Annotated in this window: 22 protein-coding genes; 11 read left to right on the top strand and 11 right to left on the bottom strand. The window is 57.6% G+C overall.

What is annotated here, in order from left to right; all coding sequences use genetic code 11:
• Positions 1–20 precede the first annotated feature (20 nt).
• Together BUB54_RS02590 and BUB54_RS02585 are read right to left on the bottom strand one after the other, a co-directional pair.
• On the bottom strand, positions 21–842 hold the full coding sequence (locus tag BUB54_RS02590) for an alpha/beta fold hydrolase (protein WP_048877888.1): 822 nt from the start codon (positions 840–842) through the stop codon (positions 21–23).
• Positions 835–1,422 (bottom strand): amino acid synthesis family protein, encoded by a 588-nt coding sequence (locus BUB54_RS02585; protein WP_048877887.1) that lies wholly within the window; start codon positions 1,420–1,422, stop codon positions 835–837. The genes BUB54_RS02590 and BUB54_RS02585 overlap by 8 nt, the downstream gene beginning before the upstream one ends.
• A gap of 132 nt (positions 1,423–1,554) precedes the next feature.
• On the opposite strand from BUB54_RS02585, the gene BUB54_RS02580 reads away from it, so the two are divergent.
• The 7 genes from BUB54_RS02580 to BUB54_RS02550 all read left to right on the top strand — a co-directional run bounded on the left by BUB54_RS02580 (position 1,555) and on the right by BUB54_RS02550 (position 8,098).
• Positions 1,555–2,232 carry a GntR family transcriptional regulator gene (locus BUB54_RS02580; protein WP_048877886.1) on the top strand — a complete coding sequence of 226 codons (678 nt, stop codon included), beginning with the start codon at positions 1,555–1,557 and terminating at the stop codon, positions 2,230–2,232.
• 171 nt (positions 2,233–2,403) lie between these two features.
• Positions 2,404–2,742, top strand: a complete 339-nt coding sequence (locus tag BUB54_RS02575) for an NIPSNAP family protein (RefSeq protein ID WP_048877885.1) — start codon at positions 2,404–2,406, stop codon at positions 2,740–2,742.
• Between the two features lie 2 nt (positions 2,743–2,744).
• Positions 2,745–3,755, top strand: a complete 1,011-nt coding sequence (locus BUB54_RS02570) for an ABC transporter substrate-binding protein (RefSeq protein ID WP_048877884.1) — start codon at positions 2,745–2,747, stop codon at positions 3,753–3,755.
• The gene (locus BUB54_RS02565) at positions 3,752–4,621 is read left to right on the top strand and encodes an ABC transporter permease (RefSeq protein WP_048877883.1); all 870 of its coding nucleotides are present in this window, start codon (positions 3,752–3,754) and stop codon (positions 4,619–4,621) included. Before BUB54_RS02570 ends, BUB54_RS02565 begins: the two co-directional genes overlap by 4 nt.
• A gap of 4 nt (positions 4,622–4,625) precedes the next feature.
• Positions 4,626–5,426, top strand: coding sequence for an ABC transporter permease (locus BUB54_RS02560; RefSeq protein ID WP_048877882.1), 801 nt, complete (start codon positions 4,626–4,628; stop codon positions 5,424–5,426).
• Positions 5,423–6,460 (top strand): ABC transporter ATP-binding protein, encoded by a 1,038-nt coding sequence (locus tag BUB54_RS02555; protein ID WP_048877881.1) that lies wholly within the window; start codon positions 5,423–5,425, stop codon positions 6,458–6,460. The genes BUB54_RS02560 and BUB54_RS02555 overlap by 4 nt, the downstream gene beginning before the upstream one ends.
• Positions 6,461–6,796: 336 nt before the next feature.
• Positions 6,797–8,098 carry a Hint domain-containing protein gene (locus BUB54_RS02550; protein WP_052948303.1) on the top strand — a complete coding sequence of 434 codons (1,302 nt, stop codon included), beginning with the start codon at positions 6,797–6,799 and terminating at the stop codon, positions 8,096–8,098.
• A 50-nt stretch (positions 8,099–8,148) separates the two neighbouring features.
• Here BUB54_RS02550 and BUB54_RS02545 read toward each other — a convergent pair whose 3' ends face one another.
• The 7 genes from BUB54_RS02545 to BUB54_RS02515 are packed head-to-tail and all read right to left on the bottom strand — an operon-like array spanning position 8,149 to position 14,675.
• A complete protein-coding gene (locus BUB54_RS02545) occupies positions 8,149–8,937 on the bottom strand; it encodes an MBL fold metallo-hydrolase (protein WP_048877880.1) in 789 nt (262 codons plus the stop codon).
• Positions 8,934–9,713: a TatD family hydrolase gene (locus tag BUB54_RS02540; protein ID WP_048877879.1), complete on the bottom strand. Its 780-nt coding sequence runs from the start codon at positions 9,711–9,713 to the stop codon at positions 8,934–8,936. The genes BUB54_RS02545 and BUB54_RS02540 overlap by 4 nt, the downstream gene beginning before the upstream one ends.
• Complete coding sequence (metG, locus tag BUB54_RS02535) at positions 9,713–11,245, bottom strand: methionine--tRNA ligase (protein ID WP_048877878.1); 1,533 nt, start codon at positions 11,243–11,245, stop codon at positions 9,713–9,715. The genes BUB54_RS02540 and metG overlap by 1 nt, the downstream gene beginning before the upstream one ends.
• Positions 11,242–12,225 (bottom strand): DNA polymerase III subunit delta', encoded by a 984-nt coding sequence (locus tag BUB54_RS02530; protein WP_175556455.1) that lies wholly within the window; start codon positions 12,223–12,225, stop codon positions 11,242–11,244. Before BUB54_RS02530 ends, metG begins: the two co-directional genes overlap by 4 nt.
• Positions 12,225–12,851, bottom strand: a complete 627-nt coding sequence (tmk, locus tag BUB54_RS02525) for a dTMP kinase (protein ID WP_048877877.1) — start codon at positions 12,849–12,851, stop codon at positions 12,225–12,227. Before tmk ends, BUB54_RS02530 begins: the two co-directional genes overlap by 1 nt.
• A gap of 1 nt (position 12,852) precedes the next feature.
• Entirely contained in the window at positions 12,853–13,716 is an 864-nt protein-coding gene (locus BUB54_RS02520; protein ID WP_048877876.1) for an RlpA-like double-psi beta-barrel domain-containing protein, read from the bottom strand.
• Complete coding sequence (locus BUB54_RS02515; RefSeq protein ID WP_048877875.1) at positions 13,713–14,675, bottom strand: lytic murein transglycosylase; 963 nt, start codon at positions 14,673–14,675, stop codon at positions 13,713–13,715. Before BUB54_RS02515 ends, BUB54_RS02520 begins: the two co-directional genes overlap by 4 nt.
• A 107-nt stretch (positions 14,676–14,782) precedes the next feature.
• On the opposite strand from BUB54_RS02515, the gene BUB54_RS02510 reads away from it, so the two are divergent.
• The 4 genes from BUB54_RS02510 (at position 14,783) to BUB54_RS02495 (ending at position 18,202) form a co-directional block, all read left to right on the top strand.
• Positions 14,783–15,235: a YcgN family cysteine cluster protein gene (locus BUB54_RS02510; protein WP_175556459.1), complete on the top strand. Its 453-nt coding sequence runs from the start codon at positions 14,783–14,785 to the stop codon at positions 15,233–15,235.
• Positions 15,232–15,936: a M48 family metallopeptidase gene (locus BUB54_RS02505; protein ID WP_048877176.1), complete on the top strand. Its 705-nt coding sequence runs from the start codon at positions 15,232–15,234 to the stop codon at positions 15,934–15,936. The genes BUB54_RS02510 and BUB54_RS02505 overlap by 4 nt, the downstream gene beginning before the upstream one ends.
• A 65-nt stretch (positions 15,937–16,001) precedes the next feature.
• Entirely contained in the window at positions 16,002–17,012 is a 1,011-nt protein-coding gene (locus tag BUB54_RS02500; protein WP_048877175.1) for a zinc-binding alcohol dehydrogenase family protein, read from the top strand.
• A gap of 161 nt (positions 17,013–17,173) precedes the next feature.
• Positions 17,174–18,202 carry a sensor domain-containing diguanylate cyclase gene (locus BUB54_RS02495; protein WP_158320054.1) on the top strand — a complete coding sequence of 343 codons (1,029 nt, stop codon included), beginning with the start codon at positions 17,174–17,176 and terminating at the stop codon, positions 18,200–18,202.
• Here the strand turns inward: BUB54_RS02495 and msrA are convergent.
• The gene (gene msrA / locus BUB54_RS02490; RefSeq protein WP_048877173.1) at positions 18,199–18,726 is read right to left on the bottom strand and encodes a peptide-methionine (S)-S-oxide reductase MsrA; all 528 of its coding nucleotides are present in this window, start codon (positions 18,724–18,726) and stop codon (positions 18,199–18,201) included. The genes BUB54_RS02495 and msrA overlap by 4 nt on opposite strands.
• Complete coding sequence (locus BUB54_RS02485) at positions 18,723–19,133, bottom strand: EVE domain-containing protein (protein ID WP_048877172.1); 411 nt, start codon at positions 19,131–19,133, stop codon at positions 18,723–18,725. Before BUB54_RS02485 ends, msrA begins: the two co-directional genes overlap by 4 nt.
• Positions 19,134–19,167: the final 34 nt, after the last annotated feature.

Genomic DNA, 19,167 nt, shown 5'->3' with positions numbered 1-19,167 from the left:
TGTGTCGCTCCGTCGTAAAGCTATTGCGCGGCTTGCAACAGCGCGGTTTCAGCAAAAAAACGGGTGAGAACTTCATTCACCAACTCAGGCGCGGCCAAGCTCATCATGTGGCGCTGGCCAGAAAGTGCCAATGCCCTGCCTTGCGGCGCAGCCTTGGCCATGCGGCGGGACATTTCAGGAGAGGAATTTTCATCTTCCTCCCCGGTTAGAAACAAGGCCGGCATCGCCAGACGCCCCAGCTGTCCTTCATGTGCGGCATCAGCACGAGCAAACAGTCCATAGGCACGAGCATAGCCAACCGGATTCACTGTGGCGAGCGAGGCCCCCACCCAGGCGGCGGTTTCCAGCAGCACGGGCGGCACTGGCACACCGAACCAGCGGTCGATTGCCGCCTGCCGCCACGCCAAATCCTGCGCGCGGCCCTGCAGCGCCTCCGCCCGGGCCTGCACAGCGGCACGCTGGGACGGTGTGCGGCAATAAACGCCGTTCATGGGTACAACGGCGTTTACGCGGTCGGGAAAGGCCAGAGCGAATTCCAGCGCGATGAGTGCTCCCATGGAATGGCCGACAAGGCTCACGCGCTTCAGCCCCAGCCCGTCGAGCAAAGCCAGAAGCTGCCCGGCATAATCGCCAAGGTCTGGCTTGTCCGGTGGCAAAAGGCTGCTGCCATGACCCAGCGTGTCGTAAGCGATCACGTCCCAATGCGGAGCGAAGGCAGCCATCTGCGGCGCCCAAAACCCGGCATGCATACCCACCCCATGGATGAGCACCAAGGCCGGACCAGACCCGGCACGGCAATAGCCCGTGCCGCCCAACCGGCCGAGACGATAACCCTCAGCCATTCAAATCGCCCAGCTCGGCTAGGTCCTTATACCGGTCACCAATGCGATGATGCGGCCGTCCGCCGATGGATGCGCCCAACGCCACCACAATCTCATCCGGGGCAGGGGCGTCGTCGATGCTGAACTGCACGGTAAGATAATGCGAGCGCATACCCTCGTCATGCTTGTGCATCAGCGGAATCTGAATGGAGGCACCTGGCCCACCGCGTGTGTTGGTGAAGGCAAGATAAGATTTCGCCCCCACCGCCCGGCGGTAATGATTCCCAAAACGCAGCGTATGGATCAGCGCCGAGGCGTGTTCCACTTCGCCAGCACTGCCAACGATGGCCGACTTGCCATAACCTTCCACCGCTTCACCTGAGCCCGCCAGGCGCAGGATTTCAGCGGTCAGGAGTTCTCCCAACTCCGGCGCAATGGCCCGGATCTCTGGCGAGAGGTCCTCTACGAAGCCGCGCCCGACCCAAGGGTTGGTGAGCACCGCGGCGGCGGCAAATAGTTTAAATGGGGCCGGGGCGACACGACCGCCTTCGCTACGGATATCTTCTGTGTAGGTGACGAGCTTGCGCAGGGACAGCGTCATAGCGAACTCCTTGTTGTCTTATGGTATACCATAAGATTGACAAGAACGCCGTGTAAAGAGGAAACTGCATCTGTCTATCGTTTTTGACTCGGCTCATTATAGAATAAGCCAAACGGAAATAGGTCCTGAACCATGCCGGATACTCAACCTGACGCGCTGCTGATCGATCGCCCCGCCAAAACATTACGGCAATTGGCGCTGGAAAAAATGCGCGAAGCAATTCTCACCATGAAATTCCGCCCCGGCGAACGATTGGTGGAGCGGGCTTTATGCGAGCGCCTTGGCGTAAGCCGTTCCGTGGTGCGGGAGGTTTTGCGCCATTTGGAATCCGAAGGATTGGTCGAGACCATTCCGAATCATGGGCCCGCAGTGGCCGCACCCGAGCCCGCGAAAATCGCGCAAATCTATGAGCTGCGCTCCATGCTGGAAGCGCTGGCTGCCCGCCATTGCGCGGCCCGTGCCACGCCGGAAGACCTGAACGCTCTACGCGCGGCCCTAGAAGAAGTGCGCGAAGGCTATGCCAGCGCCGACCCTTTCGCCGTGCTGGCCGCTACCGCAAATTTCTATGAAACCATGTTCCGTGCTGCGGGGAGGCTGGTGGCATGGGAGCTGCTGGTATCTCTGAATGGACGGATCACCCATTTGCGCGCGCGAACCATCTCCACGTCTGGGAGAGATAGGGAAGGGGTCGCGGAAATGCAGGCGATTCTTGATGCGATCGAAGCCCGAGATCCAGATGCTGCGGAAGCTGCGTCGGTTAGGCATCTGCAAAATGCATTGACTTTGGCCCTTAACCAAAGCCAAGCTTAACGTCCTTTTGCGCCGCACAAAAATCAGGCAAGAAGCCATTTTTCGAATACAAAAGCATCGTCGTCTTAGTATTTGACGTCAAATAAGGCAATGTCCGACAATTTTCCTCTTTACAGATGCTTTTAGACGCTCTTATGGTATACCATAAGATAAACTACCGAGGCCGCACCGATGTTTTACGAGATGCGTACCTACAGGCTGAAGACCGGCACGGTTCCGGCCTATCTGAAATTGGTCGAGGAGGAGGGAATTGCCATACAAAGCGCACACCTTGGCGGATTGGCTGGCTATTTTTCAACTGAAATCGGCCCGCAAAACGAGATCGTGCATATCTGGGCCTATCCCAGCCTGGATGAACGCGAGCGCCGCCGTGCCGCCCTCATCCGCGATGAACGCTGGCTGGCGTTCATTCCAAAAATTCAGGCCCTGATCGAGACGATGGAGACAAAGATCCTGCGCCCCGCGCCGTTCTCGCCGTTGCCTGGCAATCCGCTTATCAAGGAGGTCTGAAGATGCGTCGCTTTGGGTTGGGTCTTTGTCTGGCGTTGGGCACCGCTGTTGCGGCCCAGGCGCAGAGCAGCATGGTATTCACAAGCTGGGGCGGCACTACGCAGCAAGCTCAGCAAAAGGATTGGGCCGATCCGTTCTCAAAGGCCACTGGCATCAAAGTGCTGCAGGACGGGCCGACAGATTACGGCAAGTTCAAAGCCATGGTACAAAGTGGCAATGTCTCGTGGGACGTGGTGGATGTAGAGGGCGACTTTGCCCAGGCCGCCGCCAAGGCGGGGCTGCTGGCGCCCATCAACCTGCCTGCATCTGATTCCGCACAGATTGACCCGCGCTTCCTCACCCCCGATGCCGTCGGTTCCTTCTATTATTCCTTCGTCATTGCCTACAATAAAAACAAATTCAAAAGTGATCCGCCGAAGACCATGGCAGATCTGTTCAACGTCAAGAAATTCCCTGGCAAGCGCTGCTTCTATAAATGGTCTTTCGCTGGCGTGCTGGAAGCCGCTCTGCTCGCGGACGGTGTAAAGCCCGACCAGCTTTACCCGTTGGACTTAAACCGCGCCTTCAAGAAGCTTGATACCATCAAGAAAGATATTGTCTGGTGGAGCACCGGCGCGCAATCTCAGCAGCAGCTTGCCTCCGGCCAATGCCCGATTAGCCTGATGTGGAACGGCCGTGTGCAGGCATTGGAGGATTCTGGCGTGCCCGTGGCTATGAGTTGGGACGATAACCTTACCACCGGCGATATGCTGGTAATCCCGAAGGGTGCTCCCAACATAGCGGCGGCTCGGAAATTTATCGCCTACGCCACCAGCGCCGAGGCGCAAGCCAAATTCGCCACTGCAACCGGCTATGCGCCGGTGAATAAGGGCTCCGCCGCGCTAATGGGCAAAAAAGCCCTGGCCGACCTGCCGAGTGCCCATGCCGCCACGCATATCAACCTGAATATGGATTATTGGGCCGCACATCGTGATGAAATCGCCAATCGCTGGTACGCATGGCAGACCAAATGACCCTGACCGGGACGGTACAAACCGTCCCGCCTGAAAAAAGGCGTCGCCGCTCGAGGGGCTTTGCCCCGGCTGTGCCGGTTCTCACATTTCTGCTGCTTTGCTTTACGTTGCCGGTTCTGGCGCTGCTGTTGCGCTCTGTTATGGAGCCGCATCTCGGCCTACAGAATTACGCAGCGCTGCTTGCCACCAGCACTTATGCCAATGTACTGGAAAATACTTTTGTTATTTCCTTCATCGTGACCGCCATCACTACTTTGATAGGACTACCCTTGGCCTGGTTCATCGCCGTGGCACCAAGCAGGGTAGGGCGGTTCATGTTCGGTATCGTCATCCTCTCCATGTGGACTAACCTTCTGGCCCGCACCTATGCCTGGATGGTTCTGCTGCAGGATAATGGGCCGATTAATAACTTTCTGATCTGGACGGGTATTATCCAGAATCCGTTACCGCTCTATGGTAGCATGGCGGGTGTGGTGATCGGCATGGTCTACATCATGCTACCTTTTATGGTTATTTCGCTACGCGGCCCACTGGCCTCGCTGGATCCGTCCATGTTCCAGGCTGCCTCGCTCTGCGGCGCCTCGCGACTGCAAAGCTTCACTCGCATCTTCTTGCCCCTGCTCCTACCTGGCCTCGCGGCAGGCGGGCTGATCATCTTCGTCATGTCACTCGGCTATTACATCACGCCGTCTCTGCTTGGTGGAGCGCAGGATATGATGCTGGCGGAGCTCATCGCCCAGCAGGTACAAACTCTGTTGAATTGGGGCTTGGCGGGGGCTGCGTCCTTTGTGCTGCTGGTGGTGACACTGACGCTCTACGCTGTGCAGGCTCGCTACTTGGCCCCGCACGGCCTGAAGAGGAGCTGAGGGAATGCTGCTAGATTTCTCACAACTTGGTTGGTGGCGCATCGCCCTTTGTGCAGTTGCAGGCGTGGCAGTCGTCTTTCTGCTCGCCCCCTTATGCCTGCTAATCGCTCTATCTTTCGACAGCTCGCAATGGCTCCAGTTTCCACCACCGGGTTGGACTCTGCAGTGGTATCGGGAGGTCTTAGCGGACCCTAACTGGCTGAACTCCTTTCTTACCAGCGTTGAACTCGGAATCGTTGTCACATTAGCTTCCGTCTTTCTCGGCCTGCTCGCAGGCTTTGCGCTTGCACGCGGCAACTTCCCGGGGCGTGAGATGCTGCGAGGCTTCTTCCTTACGCCGATGATCATGCCGTCCATTGTGCTGGGCATCGCGCTTTATGCTACCTTTCTGCGCTTGCATCTGGCGGGTACGTTCCTGGGCTTTGTGCTTGCACATCTTGTTCTGGCGCTGCCATTCTCAATAGTCGCCATCACCAGCGCACTGGAACAAACGGATAAATCCCTGGAAGACGCCGCTATGCTTTGCGGTGCCTCCCTTTGGGAAGCGCGGGTGAGGGTCATTCTTCCCGCCATCCGCCATGGCATTTTCTCTGCTGCCATCTTCTCTTTTCTTACCTCCTGGGACGAGGTGGTTGTGGCGATTTTCATGGCCAGTCCGGGCCTGCAAACTTTGCCGGTGCGTATGCTAGGGGAAGTAAGGCAAAATCTTTCGCCCGACATTGCCGTGGTTTCTTCTTTACTTGTCCTCGGCACCATCCTCCTTATGGGGCTGACAGCACTTTTCAATAAGGATTCAAAGCGATGAGTGGCGCTTATCTTGAACTCCGCAATCTCCGTAAGGAATTCGGTGATTTTGTAGCCATCAATAATATCTCGCTGCGAATTCAAAAAGGCGAGTTCATCACGTTTCTTGGCCCCTCTGGCTCCGGCAAAAGCACCACTCTTTACGCCATTGCGGGCTTTATTGAGCCCAATGCAGGCGATGTTCTGCTGAACGGGCGTTCCCTAGTTCGAGTTTCGCCAAATCACCGCGATATTGGCATGGTCTTTCAGCGCTATACTTTATTCCCGCACCTCACCGTGGCGGAGAATATTGCTTTTCCCCTTCGAGTCCGCCGCCGTCCGAAAGCAGAAATTGAAGCCAAGGTAAAAGAGATGCTGGACCTTGTGCATCTCACCCCAATGCGCGACCGCAAGCCCGCCCAACTCTCCGGAGGCCAGCAGCAACGCGTCGCTCTGGCCCGGGCCTTGGCGTATGATCCACAGATTTTGCTGATGGACGAACCGCTCTCCGCACTCGATAAAAAACTCAGGGAGGACATTCAGGCGGAGATCGAACGTATCCATCTCGAAACCGGCGTCACCATCATCTACGTCACACATGATCAGGAAGAAGCCCTGCGGCTTTCAGACCGCATCGTTCTGTTCAACCATGGCGGCATTGAACAGGTGGGCACAGGCGAAGACCTTTACGACCATCCGGTCAGTACCTTTACCGCCGGGTTCATCGGCAACTCCAATCTCATAGACGTGCATCTACAATCCGGTTTTCCTCATCTACCGGACGGCACCAAGCTGTATAATTATCAACCAAACCGCGAGGGCGCTAAGCGTCTAATGTTGCGGCCCGAGGATTTGTTCCTCGCCAAGGAAGGGATACCCGTTCAGATAACCGGCCGGACATATCTTGGCGATGTCATAGCCTATATGGTCCGCACTGGGTGGGGGCAGGAGTTGTCTGTCCGCACACAAAGGCAAGACAGCAATCTTCAAGCTTATGTCGGCGATACGGTATGCGTCGGCTTTAACCACGAGAAAGCTTATATCATCCCAGAATAAAGCGCTGACGCGCTACCAAACGTCGCCGCAGGCGGGGTGGACGCTCTAAATGAGCGCCAATTCGTCTGTGGCAATAGATGTTTCAGAAGAATTCATGAAAGGGAGGCGCCTCAGGGCGGTACTAATCAGGCAGGCACAAAAAACGCAGAATCTATATTATGGAAAGTAAGATTGTATTTTAGTTTATAATTCGAACATTGGCTTACTAATAAATCGGTGAATTAAATTTTAGAGATTTTTGATTGTAATTCGTTTCCAGATGGAACATACGGTCCAAATACAGATGGTATTTCTTACCAAATCTCCGGACCTACTGGGCTCTTTAGCACATATACGTTGACCGTTCTTGATGGCTCAACAACCGTTCAAACTGTTACGGGCCTTTCATCCAACAATATAATCACAACTTCCAATACATCATCCTCGCTTCTGAGTATTGGTGCTGGAGACTATGCCGTCGTACCAGGGGCAACAGATTATATAACAGTCACCGCGGGCCTCCTTTCTGCAACAACGCTGTATATTGGCGGAACAGCCTTTTTATCTGAATCAGCCTCCCTTGCATCTTCAGTCACGGCAAATGTCCAGGGCGGAACCTTAACGCTCTCATCGGGTTCCCTCGCTAGCGCGCTTTCTGGCTTTACCGTTAATCTTTCCTATGGCGGCGAATTAAGTCTTGGCTCTGGACTTATCTCTCTCCTGAGCAGCACAACAATCAATTTTGGCGCCGGTGGCGGTACATTCGTTGCCAATGCTGGCGGAACCACTCTAGATCTTTCTGGTCTGACCATAAACGGGTTCAGTGCCGCGACCTCGAAGGTTGAGTTTCAGGATCTGCCGTCCGAGGTACAATCCTATGTCATCTCGACGAGCGGCAGTTCACAAACCATTACACTCTACAGTGACACAGCTCATACCAACGCCATCGGTTCTGTCACGATTGCCGGCACAAGTCTAACGGCAGGCACCTACGTAGCAGGAAGCTCCGGCCCCCTGACCATAAATGAAACCAGCAACGGGAGCGGCTATAATATCACGATGGATGTCCAAACAGCCATCGTACCTTGTTTCCTGGCTGGCACGCTCATTGACACGCCGAATGGGCCGGTGGCTATCGAAAATCTGCGGATCGGCGACTTCGTGCTTAACGCGGACGATATTGCCGTCGCCGTGCGCTGGATTGGGCGCAAGACGGTGTCTCCACGCTTTGCAGACCCCTTGCGGACGCTACCGGTACGTATCAAGGCCAACGCGTTGGGAGTCTCTTTGCCGTCCCGCGATCTTCTCATCTCACCAGACCATGCGGTGTTCTTGAACGGTGTTCTGGTCAATGCCGGCGCTCTGGTAAACGGCACCTCCATCACACGGGAAAATATTACGGAAAACTTCGTCTACTATCACGTCGAGGTGGACGATCACGACCTGATCCTTGCCGAGGGCCTCCCGGCGGAAACCTTCATCGACAATATTGACCGTATGGCCTTCGACAACTGGGCCGAGCATGCGGAAATTTTCGGTCAGGTAACGGAGAAGTGTGAAATGGATTATCCCCGTGCGAAGTCCGCCCGCCAGCTTCCCCGAAGCCTGCGGGCCTATCTCAACAATCTGGATAGCTCTTGTGAGCGAAGCGTTGCCTGAAGTAACGGCCTGATTAATTGGCTATGGCCGGGAGGAATCTCGGCCATTTTTTATGGCGCTAATTCCATCCCGTCGTAGCCAGGCTCAATTCCAGGTGGCAACGTGGCCAGTAGCATTTTATAGTCCATGGCTGGCCCCATGTGAGTGAGAATCGTGCGTTGTGGGCGCAACTGGTCAACCCAGCCCTGCACAGTTTCCAGCCCGGCGTGGGTAGGGTGGTCGTTCGCAGGGGTGAAGCAATCTACCACCCAGCTTTTCACCCCCTTCAAGGCCGCCAGAGCGGTTTCATCCAACCGCACGACATCCGTGCAATAGGCAAAATCGCCAATCCGCAACCCCAGCGAGCGGGTAAACCCATGATCCTGGTCAATCGGCAGAATTGTCTGCCCGAACAGCTCAAAGGGTAGGCCCGGTGCAATATCATGCGTTTCCAACGCCGGACGGCCAAAAAAACCGCCATTCCAGGGTTTGAACACATAATCAAAGCGCCGTCGCAGCTCTGCCCAAACATCGGCCGTGGCATAAGCGGGCATTGGCGTGCCGAGAATACGGTTGAGAATCCGAACATCATCCAACCCAGCCACATGGTCGGCATGGGCATGGGTATAGATCACGGCGTCGATCTTTCCGATTCCGCAGTTGGTCAGTTGGTAACGCAAATCCGGCCCGGTATCGACGAGAATGTTCCGCCCGTCATTGGCATGGATCACAATGCTGGGGCGTGAACGCCGGTTTCGCGGCTCGGCCGGGTCAACCCGCCCCCAATCACCGCGCCCATCCACGCCGCCAATCTGTGGTAACCCGGCTGAGCCACCGGTGCCCAGCAAGGTAACTTTCATCGCACCGCTTTCTTGAACAAGGTCCGGAAATTACGGGTGGTCAGCTCGGCCAGAGCATCGCTGGAAAGGCCCCTCACCTCAGCCAGCTTGGCGGCAGTGTGGGCTGTATAGGCGGGCTCATTGCGCTGCCCGCGATGAGGCACAGGAGCCAGATAAGGACTGTCCGTCTCCACCAAAATCCGGTCCTCCGGCACGATGGCCGCCACCTCCCGCACAGTTTCGCCTTTCGGAAACGTCAGGATACCGGAAAACGAAAAATAGCCCCCCATCTCCATCGCGTCCTCAGCTAGCTGGCGGGAGGATGAGAAGCAGTGCAGCAGAAACTCGAAATGCCCCCCTGCCCGCTCCTCACGTAGGATCCGAGCAATATCCGCATCCGCGTCACGTGCATGAATGCAAATCGGCAGCCCAACCAACCGCGCGGCGCGGATATTAGCGCGGAAATTCTGCTCCTGCACGTCCTTCGGCGCGTTGTCGTAGAAATAATCCAGGCCCGATTCACCAATGCCCACCACCTTGGGGTGTTCCGCCAATTTCGCCAGCACCTCTGGCTCCACCACCGGCAGCACATCCGCCGCATGATTGGGGTGGACGCCTACACAGGCCCAGACATTCTCAAACTGCGCAGCAATCGACAGAATTTCCTGGCTTTGCTTCAGCGTGACGCCAATCGTCACCATCTCCTGAACGCCAGCCTCAACAGCGCGGGCAATAATCTCCGCCTGCTCACCGGGCTTGTTGAAATAATCGAGATGACAATGGGAATCGACGAGCATTATGCGGCCTCAACCACGCGAGGGAACAAGCCAGCGGGAGCAGGCAAAGAGGTGCCCTCAACCAAAGGCGCACCCAACACGACCAAAGAGCGTTCCTCGCCCAACGCCAGATAATCCAGCAGCTTACCCATTGTGTCCGGCATGAAAGCCTGCAATACCACCCCCAGCACACGCAACACTTCGCAAAGCGTATAGAGCACGGTGTTCATCCGAGCGGTGTCAGTTTTGCGAAGACTCCAGGGCGCCTGGGCGTCGATATATGTGTCGGCAGCGCGGATCACCCGCCAAGCTTCCTCCAGTGCTTCATGGAATGCGATCTTATGGAGCGCCGCGCGCATTTTCTCCGGCAGAGCGTTGGCCAGGACCATCAGCGCCTCATCGACCTCCTGCAATGTGCCTTTCGGCGGCACGGCGCCACCTGCATTCTTGCCTATGAAAGAGAGCGTGCGCTGGGCCAGATTACCAATGCCATTGGCCAGGTCAGAATTGATCCGCCCCACCAGCGAGCGGCGGGAGAAATCGCCGTCATTACCAAAAGGCACTTCGCGCAGAATGAAATAACGGATCTGATCGAGCCCGAATTCTTGCACTAGCGGCCGGACATCAATGAAATTACCCAGCGACTTGGACATCTTAGCCCCTTCCACTGTCCACCAGCCATGGGAGAAAATCTTCTCCGGCAGCGGCAATCCGGCCCCCATCAAAAACGCGGGCCAATAGACGGAGTGAAAGCGGATAATCTCCTTGCCCACCAAATGCAGGCTGGCGGGCCAATACCCCCAACGCGGCGCGGTTACATCCGGGTAGCCGACGGCGGTGATGTAATTCACCAAGGCGTCCAGCCAGACATACATCACATGCTTCTCATCGCCCGGCACCGGAATGCCCCAGGAGAAGCTGGTGCGGGAGATGGAAAGATCGTTCAGCCCCCCGCGCACGAAAGACAGGATTTCATTGCGTTTGGCGGAAGGGGCGATAAAGCCCGGATTTCGCTCATAATATTCAAGGAGCTTGTCCTGAAAGGCGCTGAGTCTGAAGAAATAGCTGGGTTCAACAACCCACTCCACCGCCGCGCCGGAGGCCACTGCATAGCGCGTGCCATCCGGTTTCAGCGCAGTTTCGGACTCATCATAGAAGGCTTCATCTCGCACCGCGTACCAGCCCTCATAAGCGCCGAGATAGATGAAGCCGTTTTCCTCCAGCTTCTTCCAAATCGCCTGACAAGCTTCCTTGTGATGCGGCGCGGTGGTGCGGATGAACTCATCATTGGAAATGTTCATCGCCTTCGCCATATCCTCGAAATCAGCCGACACACGGTCAGCAAATTCCTGCGGTGCAATGCCGGCGGCACGGGCAGCACTCTCTACCTTCTGCCCATGTTCATCCGTGCCGGTGAGAAAAAACACATCTTCCCCCTCCAGCCGGTGCCAGCGGGCGAGAACGTCAGCGGCGGTGGAAGTGTAGGCGTGGCCGAGATGCGGCGCGCCGTTCACGTAATAGATCGGCGTGGTAATATAAAACTTCTTGCTCATGACCTATGCAACTGTTCCAGCGCCACGAGGATGGCGGCGCGCTTGTCCAAATTTAATCCTAACACTTCGCGCTCCAGTTTTCCAAAATCCTGCCAGAGCGTGACGTTATGGCTGAGATGCATGCCCCCTGCCCCTGCCCGTGCCAGAGCACGGGTGCGGGTGGCTAAGCGCGTCCGCAACAGAGAAAAAAACAGCTCGAACCTGTCCGTTCCGTCCACCGTGCGGGTAACGCTGTCTGCCATGGCTTGGGCCCGGGCGGGCTTTACCGGAGCGTCCAAAGCTTCATCCACCAAAGCGGCCAGCGCCACGCCATCGCCAGCCGCGAGGCTGAGCGCATTGCCAATGCTGCCTTCTGACAGATCTATCAACCGCGCCGTCGCAGGTTGCTCCAACTCCGGCGCATACTCTTGGAGCAAGGTCAGCATAGTCTCACTTGGCAAGGGCGCCATCGGCAAAATCCTGCAACGGCTACGGATGGTTGGCAAAAGCCTCCCCGGCGCCGCGCTAACCAGCAGCAGAATCGCGCGGGGTGGCGGTTCCTCTAGCAATTTCAACAGCGCATTCGCCGCGTTGGGGTTCATATCCTCCGCGCCATCCACTACCACCACGCGCCAGCCGCCTTCGGCCGGGGTCAGGCGCATAAACGCACTGGCCTCTTGAATGGTAGCGATCACGATTTCGCCTTGCAGCTTCTCCGTCTTGGCATTCACACGCCGTTCAACGGTAAAAAAATCAGGATGCGTGCCCGCAGCCACACGCCGGAACACGCCGGAGCTTTCAGGGACGGACAGATCAGCCGTCTGCCCGCCCGCCAACAGCCAGCGCCCAAACCGGTAGGCCAGTGTCGCCTTGCCAATCCCCGGCGGCCCTGCCAGTAGCCAGCCATGATGCAGCCGCCCAGACCGCACGGCATGAATAAGCGAGTTAACCGCCCCTTCGTGCCCACGGAAAAACGGGTTCGCGCGCGGGTCCAGCACCATCAGCGCCCTGCTTTTTCACGCAACGCCAGCCGCAATGCCGCCACCACCTCGCCCGGCGCCGGGCTGGCGTCGATTTTCAAGAAGCGCTCAGGCTCCGCCGCCGCCATGCAGGCAAACCCGGTCTGCACGCGGGCGAAAAAAGCCGCGTCCATTTCCTCATAACGGTCTGTCCCACTGGCACGCGCCAGGATACGTTTTTTTGCTTCATTCTCAGCAAGCTCAAGAAGAAATGTAATATCCGGCTTTAACCTGATCAACCCAATCAAAGCCCGCACATCCGCAAGTGCCACGCCCTGACCGTAAGATTGATAAGCCATGGTGGAATCATAAAACCGGTCGCAAATCACCACGGCGCCGCGCGCCAGCGCAGGTCTGATCGAATGCGCCACATGGTCCGCTCGAGCCGCGAAATGCAGCATGGTCTGGGCCAGTGGGTCTAGCGGGATATCCTGATTCAACAGCAGCGCCCGAATCGCTTCCGCCCCCTTGGTGCCGCCTGGCTCACGGGTCAGCAGTACCTCCTGCCCTTCCTCGCGCAGCTTCGCGGCCAGCCCGGAGGCCGCGGTGGATTTGCCAGCCCCTTCCCCGCCCTCCAGCGTAATGAACACACCCCGCTTTGCCACCATACTACCTTACGACGATCTCAGGTCCCGCGACGCCCCGACGCAGCACCTCTTGCAACGCCTGATCCGCCGCAGCAACGGAGTGGTATGGCCCAGCATCCACGGCCCAGAGCGTACGGTCGCCGCCAAACACAGGCGTTAGCCGGGCCGGAAACCCATAGAGCCGCGCCATCATCCGCGCTGCGTCACCTTCGTTTCCAAACCCCGAAACCCGAACCCAAAGCGGCCCGGGCGCTGGTAGGATCGTTGTCACTTGCCCGGTGAGCCGCGGCGCGCCACTTCGCATACTGGCATTGCTGGCCGGGCCAATCTGCTGCGCCCTGCTGGTTGTGCCACCGCCGGGTGCTGCCAAACTCTGCTCGGTAATCCCCACCACTGGCGCGGCGCTTAATTTCGGCCCGGCCCCCAAAGACGCCTGAAGTGCCGCGCTCGCGGCGCTATCCAGCTTCACCTGCACCTCAACCACACCACCAGTGGGGAAACGCAGCAATCGCGCCACGCGAGGTGTCACGGCAATCACCCGCCCCGGCACGTTCGGCCCGCGCTCATTCACCCGCACCTGCACAGAATAGCCATTCACCAGATTTGTGACGGTCACGATGCTGGGCAACGGCAACACCGGGCTGGCGGCCATCAACCCTTCAGCGTCATAAACTTCGCCATCAGCCGTGTAGGGATTGGAATCATGCCGTATGATGATCCCAAGCCCGGTTGCGTCGTACTGGTTGAATTCACGGGGATAATGCCATTGCCCTCCCGTTTGATAAGGGTTGCCAATGGTATAGGTCACATGCCCGGACGGCGGCTGGCGGTGCGCCACACAGCCGGAGAGCACCGCGCATACCCCTAAAAGTAGCCGGTTGATCATGCCAGAATCATTCGCCCTAACGCGCCGACGGCTAGGGCATAATAGTCGGACGGGTTATAACGGCGGATGACCGAGAAATTCTGGTACACCAAAAAGGCTTGTCCGCCAGGGCCATCCGGCAACAGCAGCGCTGCAGGCATGGAATCCGGCAGCCGCACGGCGCCGGGAAGGCGTTGAACCCCCAGCCGCTCCCAATAGCCGAGAGTCCGCACATGCTTTCGGCCTGTTTCACCCAGATTAACACCATGCGGCACCGCTACGCTCTCGGACGACGGCTCATCAGACCGCCACCCAGCCTTCGCGAGGTAATTGGCCATAGAGGCCAGGGCGTCAGCGTTTGAGTGCCAGATATCCGGAGCGCCATGTCCAGTGAAGCTTACCGCCGTGGAGAGATAAGTGCTGGGCATAAATTGCGGCTGCCCCATGGCCCCGGCATAAGAGCCAAGCAACCGCGAGACCGGCGCATCGCCCTGCGCCACAATCTTCATCGCGTCAATCGCCTCATTCCCGAAATACCGGCTCTGCCTGTCCCAGGAAAGTGTGGCCAGTGCGTCGATGACGTTAAAATCACCTTGATTGGACCCGAAATTCGTCTCCAGCCCCCAAATGCCCAATATAATTTGGCTGGACACGCCATACCGACTAGTCACCGCTGCCAGCAGCGGCTGGGTGGCATGATATGTCTTCTGCCCGGTGCCGATCCGCTCTTGCGTCAGCACGATGCTGGAATATTTCGCCCAGGTCAGGGTGAATTCCGGCTGGTGATGGTCGAGCTTCAGCACTTTCTGATTCGGCGTGAGATGCGCCGTGCTTGCCTCCACGACACGGGCGGGAATCCCCTCGGCCCGAGCCCTGGCTTGGAGTTGCGCCAAAAAGGCCGGGAAGCTTTGCGCCGCCCAACTCGCCTTAGGCAATGCCAGGGCGCCGCCCAGACCCGCCAACATCATACGTCTCAACATAACTTAACCTTGCCACGCCACCCCATGCCCCCGCAACGGGGGGGGGGGGATAGCTGTCATAAACACTTGCCATGGCGAACCCGCGCGGCCTCGGCTATGCTGGCAGCATGGGATTCTGGCGAAACAAGACACTGGCGGAGATGAGCCGGTCGGAGTGGGAGGCGCTCTGTGATGGCTGCGGGCGTTGCTGCCTGCACAAATTGCGCGACGAAGACACGGACGAAATTGAATTCACCAACGTCGCCTGCCGCCTTCTAGATACCGCAACGGCCCGCTGCCGGGACTATGCCAACCGCAAGAGCCTCGTGCCGGATTGCGTGAAGCTGACACCCAAAAAACTGGAAAAAGTCGACTGGCTACCGCCGAGCTGTGCCTACCGACTGGTTCATGAGGGCAAAGATCTGCCGCCCTGGCACCCGCTGCGCAGCGGTCGGGCCGAAAGCGTAATCGAATCAGGCGCCTCCGTCGCGGGGCGCTGTGTGGATGAACGCGAGGCCGGGCCGCTTGAGCATCACATCATGGACTGGCCGGGCAAGCCTCCCCGGCGGCGGCGCGCGTGAGCGGCGCCGCGTTCACCACTGAATTTGTTCCCGTCCAGGGCGCGCTGATTGCTGTGTCCTTCAAACGCTCCACGCGGGCCCGTCGAATTTCATTACGGGTGGATCCAGCGCAAGGGGTGGTTATAACCCTGCCCATGCGCGCCTCCCGCCGGGCAGGGCTCGCTCTGCTGCACGAGCATGAAGCCTGGGTAAGCGAAAAGTTGGACGCCCTGCCCTTGCCCCTAGCTCTCAAACCCGGCGCGATGGTGCCCGTGGTCGGGGTGCCTCACGAGATTGTGCATGTTCAAAACCAACGCGGTGGCGCCTGGATCGAGAGCGGCGCCATCTATGTCACCGGCGAACCGGAATTCCTGGCGCGGCGTGTTTCCGACTGCCTGAAACATCTGGCTCGCCAGCGCCTGACCGCCCGCGCTGCGGAAACCGCCCAGCGCGCCAGCCTGCGTCCCAAAGTTGTACGAATTAAAGACACCCGATCCCGTTGGGGGAGCTGCGCCCCGGACGGGACGCTGGCTTTTTGCTGGCGACTTATCTGCGCCCCAGATTTTGTGCAGGATTACGTCGTGGCGCATGAAGTGGCGCATTTACGGCACATGAATCATGGGCCGAATTTCTGGGCATTAACGGACCTGCTCACCCCGCACAGGCACGCCGCAACCACATGGCTGGCAAACGAGGGCCCCAGCCTGTTGCGCATTCATTAATTCATGCCAATCATATCATATTATATCATGTAGATAGCCGGCCAACCTCAAGTGAAAGACGTTCCATGAAAGCCGTTGCCTTTACCCATTCCCGCCCCATCACAGATCCTGATGCGCTGCAGGATATCGAACTGCCAATGCCGGTTCCCCGCCATCACGACTTGCTGGTCGAGATTAAAGCTGTGTCCGTAAACCCGATCGACACCAAGATCCGTCAAGCCAACGAGCCGCTTGGCGAGCCCCGCGTGTTGGGGTTCGATGCCGCCGGAATCGTGCGCGCCATCGGCCCTGAAGTGCAGAATTTCTCCGTTGGTGACGAGGTTTATTACGCTGGCGTGACGGACCGCCCAGGCACCAATGCCGAATTCCATCTGGTTGACGACCGGATTGTCGGCCACAAACCCAAAACCCTCAATTTTGCTGCTGCCGCCGCGCTGCCGCTCACCGCGCTCACGGCCTGGGAGATGCTGTTCGAGCGTTTCCGTATCCCGCGCGACCAGCCGCATGGCGGCACGCTGCTGGTGGTGGGCGCTGGCGGCGGTGTGGGTTCCATGGCCATTCAACTCGCCGCGCAGTTGACGGACATGACGATCATCGCCACCGCCTCCCGCCCAGAGACCGCGGATTGGTGCCGCTCGCTCGGCGCGCATCACATCGTCAACCATCATCACGATTTTGGTGCGCAAATCCTGCAGGCTGGACTGGCGCCGCCTGACCACATTCTCTGCGTGGCGCATGTGAAACAGCATTTTCACAAGCTAGTGGACCTGCTGGCTCCGGAAGGCGCTGTGGGCATCATCGAATCCAACGCCGGGGAGCTGAATGTCTCGCCGCTGATCCGCAAGAGCGCTACTCTGCACACGGAATATGTGTTCACGCGCGGTATGCTGCATACGGCGAACATGGCCATCCAGCACCGCACGCTAGAGGCCATTGCCCATCTTGTCGATAACGGCACACTGAAAACCACGATGACCGAGAATTTTGGCCTTATCAACGCTGGCAACCTCATGCGCGCCCACGCCGCGCTGGAAAGTGGCGAAACGGTCGGCAAGATCGTTCTGGAAGGCTTCTGAGCACTCTATGGCCGCTGCGTGGGCGGGCCAACCGCCCCGCCGCGGCCATTTCTATTCGATGCTGTTCTTATAACGGTTGATTACTTTTTATCCACTGGCTTTGCCATACCTATTATGCATCTTATAGTTGAGGTTAGACGGACAACCTAACAGGGATGCATGTGAGCACTGAAGCTAAACAGGTCAGCTTAAGCGAAATGCTTCGGCTGAAGGATATGCATGCCCTGAACTTGATCTACACACCCGCTGAGGCGCGTTTTGATCGAATCACGAGATTAACGGCACGGATTTTAAAAGCCCCCATAGCGATGATCAATTTCATCGCGGAAGATCATCAATGGACCAAATCCAGCTTTGGCCTATCTTTCACCTCACTTCCGCGGGGCACCTCTTTCTGCAATCTTGCCCTGTCATTTCATGGCCCCTTTGTGGTACCCGATGCCACGCAGGATGAACGTGTTGCCAATAACGCCATCGTCACCGGCCCACCTTTCGTACGCTTTTATGCGGGTCACGCTATCCATGCCGAGTCCGGCTCGGCGGTGGGCGCCCTATGCATTATGGATACTCTTTCCCGGCAACTTGGCCCCGACGAGCAAGAAACCCTCCAGGATCTTGCGATCATCGCGGAGCGTGAACTAAGTCGCAGCCGTCCCCCCTCGTTCCAAGATGCGCTCATTCAGAGCTGGGAGCCTATCGACCGCCGGAATGCGGTAGATGAAGTGACCAGGATGTGGAACCGTGTCATGATCGAGGAGCTTATCTATCTTGAATGCACTCACGCGACATCTGATTCATCCTTCAGCCTACTTTTTGTGGATATAGACCGTCTTTCCATCGTAAACGAACATTTCGGCATGGAAACCGGAGACCGCGCTCTGTCCGAAATCGCCAGGCAAATCCGCCATTCAATCCGCGAAGATGACGCTTGCGGACGCTATGACGTAAATTGCTTCGCTGTTCTGTTGCAGGCTGGCCTCATCGACTCCAAGCTGGTAGCCGAACGTATTTGCGAAATGGTGGCTTCCCATGGCGTCCCGGGCCTGCCCATGCCGCTTACTGTTAGCGTGGGCGTGGCCTGCGTGAAGGAAACCAAGCCCTCGCCCGCCATTCTAATGACCGCCGCCGCCAAGGCCCTGCGTGAGGCGAAGGTGAAAGGCGGCAATCAAGTCGCGACAGCGCTGCTTTAAGCTTTCTTAAGCCGGTCGTGAAAATTCTTGCGCAGCTTGGCGATTTTCGGAGCGATAATGGCTTGGCAGTAACCAGACCACGGGTTCCGCGCGAAATAATTCTCATGCTCTGCCTCTGCGGGCCAAAAAATGGTGAGCGGTAAGATTTCTGTAACAATCTTACCCCAGATTGGCGTGAATTCGGCAATAGCAGCCTCCGCCGCGGCTTTTTGTTCGGGCATGGCATAAAAAATCGCGGAGCGGTATTGCGTGCCGATGTCATTGCCCTGACGGTTCAGCATAGTGGGGTCATGAATGGTGAAAAACACCCGCAGCAAATCAGCGTAAGAAATCACGGATGGGTCATATTCCACCTTCACCACCTCGGCATGGCCGGTGGCGCCGGAGCAAACCTGTTTATAGCTGGGGTGCTCCACATGCCCGCCTGCATAACCGGACTGGACGCTGACAACCCCTTCAAGCTCGTCATAAGCGGCTTCCAGGCACCAGAAGCACCCACCGGCCAGAATCGCGGACTCGGTCATTTCACCCCTCCCATCTCACACAGCATCGCCCAATGCTCAGGGCCGACCGGCGCGACCGACAGGCGTGAATATTTGAGCAAGCCAAGCTCCTTGAATTTGGGATCAGCCTTGATCGCCGCAAGGGTTACGGGCGTTTTCAAAGATTTCACCGCCTTCATGTCCACGCACACCCAATCGCCGCTTTCCGCCGTCGGGTCAGGATAGGCTTCGCGCGCCACCTCAACAATGCCGACAATCTCCCGCCCGATATTGGAGTGGTAGAAGAAAGCGAGATCGCCCTGCTTCATCTCCTTGAGATGCCGCTTGGCGAGATGGTTGCGCACGCCCGTCCAGGGCTCAACGCCATTTTTAACCTGCTCATCCCAGGAGAATGCGTCAGGTTCGGATTTCACCAGCCAGTAGTTCATGGGGCTGGAATGTAACCAATTTTCACAGTGCTTC

Origin of the sequence: Acidocella aminolytica 101 = DSM 11237, assembly GCF_900129125.1 — a bacterium.
In the GTDB taxonomy this organism is placed as follows: Bacteria; Pseudomonadota; Alphaproteobacteria; order Acetobacterales; family Acetobacteraceae; genus Acidocella; species Acidocella aminolytica.
The sequence above is the reverse complement of the archived record's forward strand: the minus strand, read 5'-3'. Positions and strand labels throughout refer to the sequence as shown.

Coding starts and splice junctions, on each gene's coding strand:
- metG (WP_048877878.1), bottom strand. CDS start 11,245: ATGAGCAAGAAGTTTTATATTACCACGCCGATCTATTACGTGAACGGC.
- BUB54_RS02520 (WP_048877876.1), bottom strand. CDS start 13,716: ATGATCAACCGGCTACTTTTAGGGGTATGCGCGGTGCTCTCCGGCTGT.
- BUB54_RS02565 (WP_048877883.1), top strand. CDS start 3,752: ATGACCCTGACCGGGACGGTACAAACCGTCCCGCCTGAAAAAAGGCGT.
- BUB54_RS02510 (WP_175556459.1), top strand. CDS start 14,783: ATGGGATTCTGGCGAAACAAGACACTGGCGGAGATGAGCCGGTCGGAG.
- BUB54_RS02560 (WP_048877882.1), top strand. CDS start 4,626: ATGCTGCTAGATTTCTCACAACTTGGTTGGTGGCGCATCGCCCTTTGT.
- BUB54_RS02590 (WP_048877888.1), bottom strand. CDS start 842: ATGGCTGAGGGTTATCGTCTCGGCCGGTTGGGCGGCACGGGCTATTGC.
- BUB54_RS02580 (WP_048877886.1), top strand. CDS start 1,555: ATGCCGGATACTCAACCTGACGCGCTGCTGATCGATCGCCCCGCCAAA.
- tmk (WP_048877877.1), bottom strand. CDS start 12,851: ATGGTGGCAAAGCGGGGTGTGTTCATTACGCTGGAGGGCGGGGAAGGG.
- msrA (WP_048877173.1), bottom strand. CDS start 18,726: ATGACCGAGTCCGCGATTCTGGCCGGTGGGTGCTTCTGGTGCCTGGAA.
- BUB54_RS02530 (WP_175556455.1), bottom strand. CDS start 12,225: ATGGTGCTGGACCCGCGCGCGAACCCGTTTTTCCGTGGGCACGAAGGG.
- BUB54_RS02545 (WP_048877880.1), bottom strand. CDS start 8,937: ATGAAAGTTACCTTGCTGGGCACCGGTGGCTCAGCCGGGTTACCACAG.
- BUB54_RS02575 (WP_048877885.1), top strand. CDS start 2,404: ATGTTTTACGAGATGCGTACCTACAGGCTGAAGACCGGCACGGTTCCG.
- BUB54_RS02570 (WP_048877884.1), top strand. CDS start 2,745: ATGCGTCGCTTTGGGTTGGGTCTTTGTCTGGCGTTGGGCACCGCTGTT.
- BUB54_RS02500 (WP_048877175.1), top strand. CDS start 16,002: ATGAAAGCCGTTGCCTTTACCCATTCCCGCCCCATCACAGATCCTGAT.
- BUB54_RS02485 (WP_048877172.1), bottom strand. CDS start 19,133: ATGAACTACTGGCTGGTGAAATCCGAACCTGACGCATTCTCCTGGGAT.
- BUB54_RS02585 (WP_048877887.1), bottom strand. CDS start 1,422: ATGACGCTGTCCCTGCGCAAGCTCGTCACCTACACAGAAGATATCCGT.
- BUB54_RS02540 (WP_048877879.1), bottom strand. CDS start 9,713: ATGCTCGTCGATTCCCATTGTCATCTCGATTATTTCAACAAGCCCGGT.
- BUB54_RS02555 (WP_048877881.1), top strand. CDS start 5,423: ATGAGTGGCGCTTATCTTGAACTCCGCAATCTCCGTAAGGAATTCGGT.
- BUB54_RS02515 (WP_048877875.1), bottom strand. CDS start 14,675: ATGTTGAGACGTATGATGTTGGCGGGTCTGGGCGGCGCCCTGGCATTG.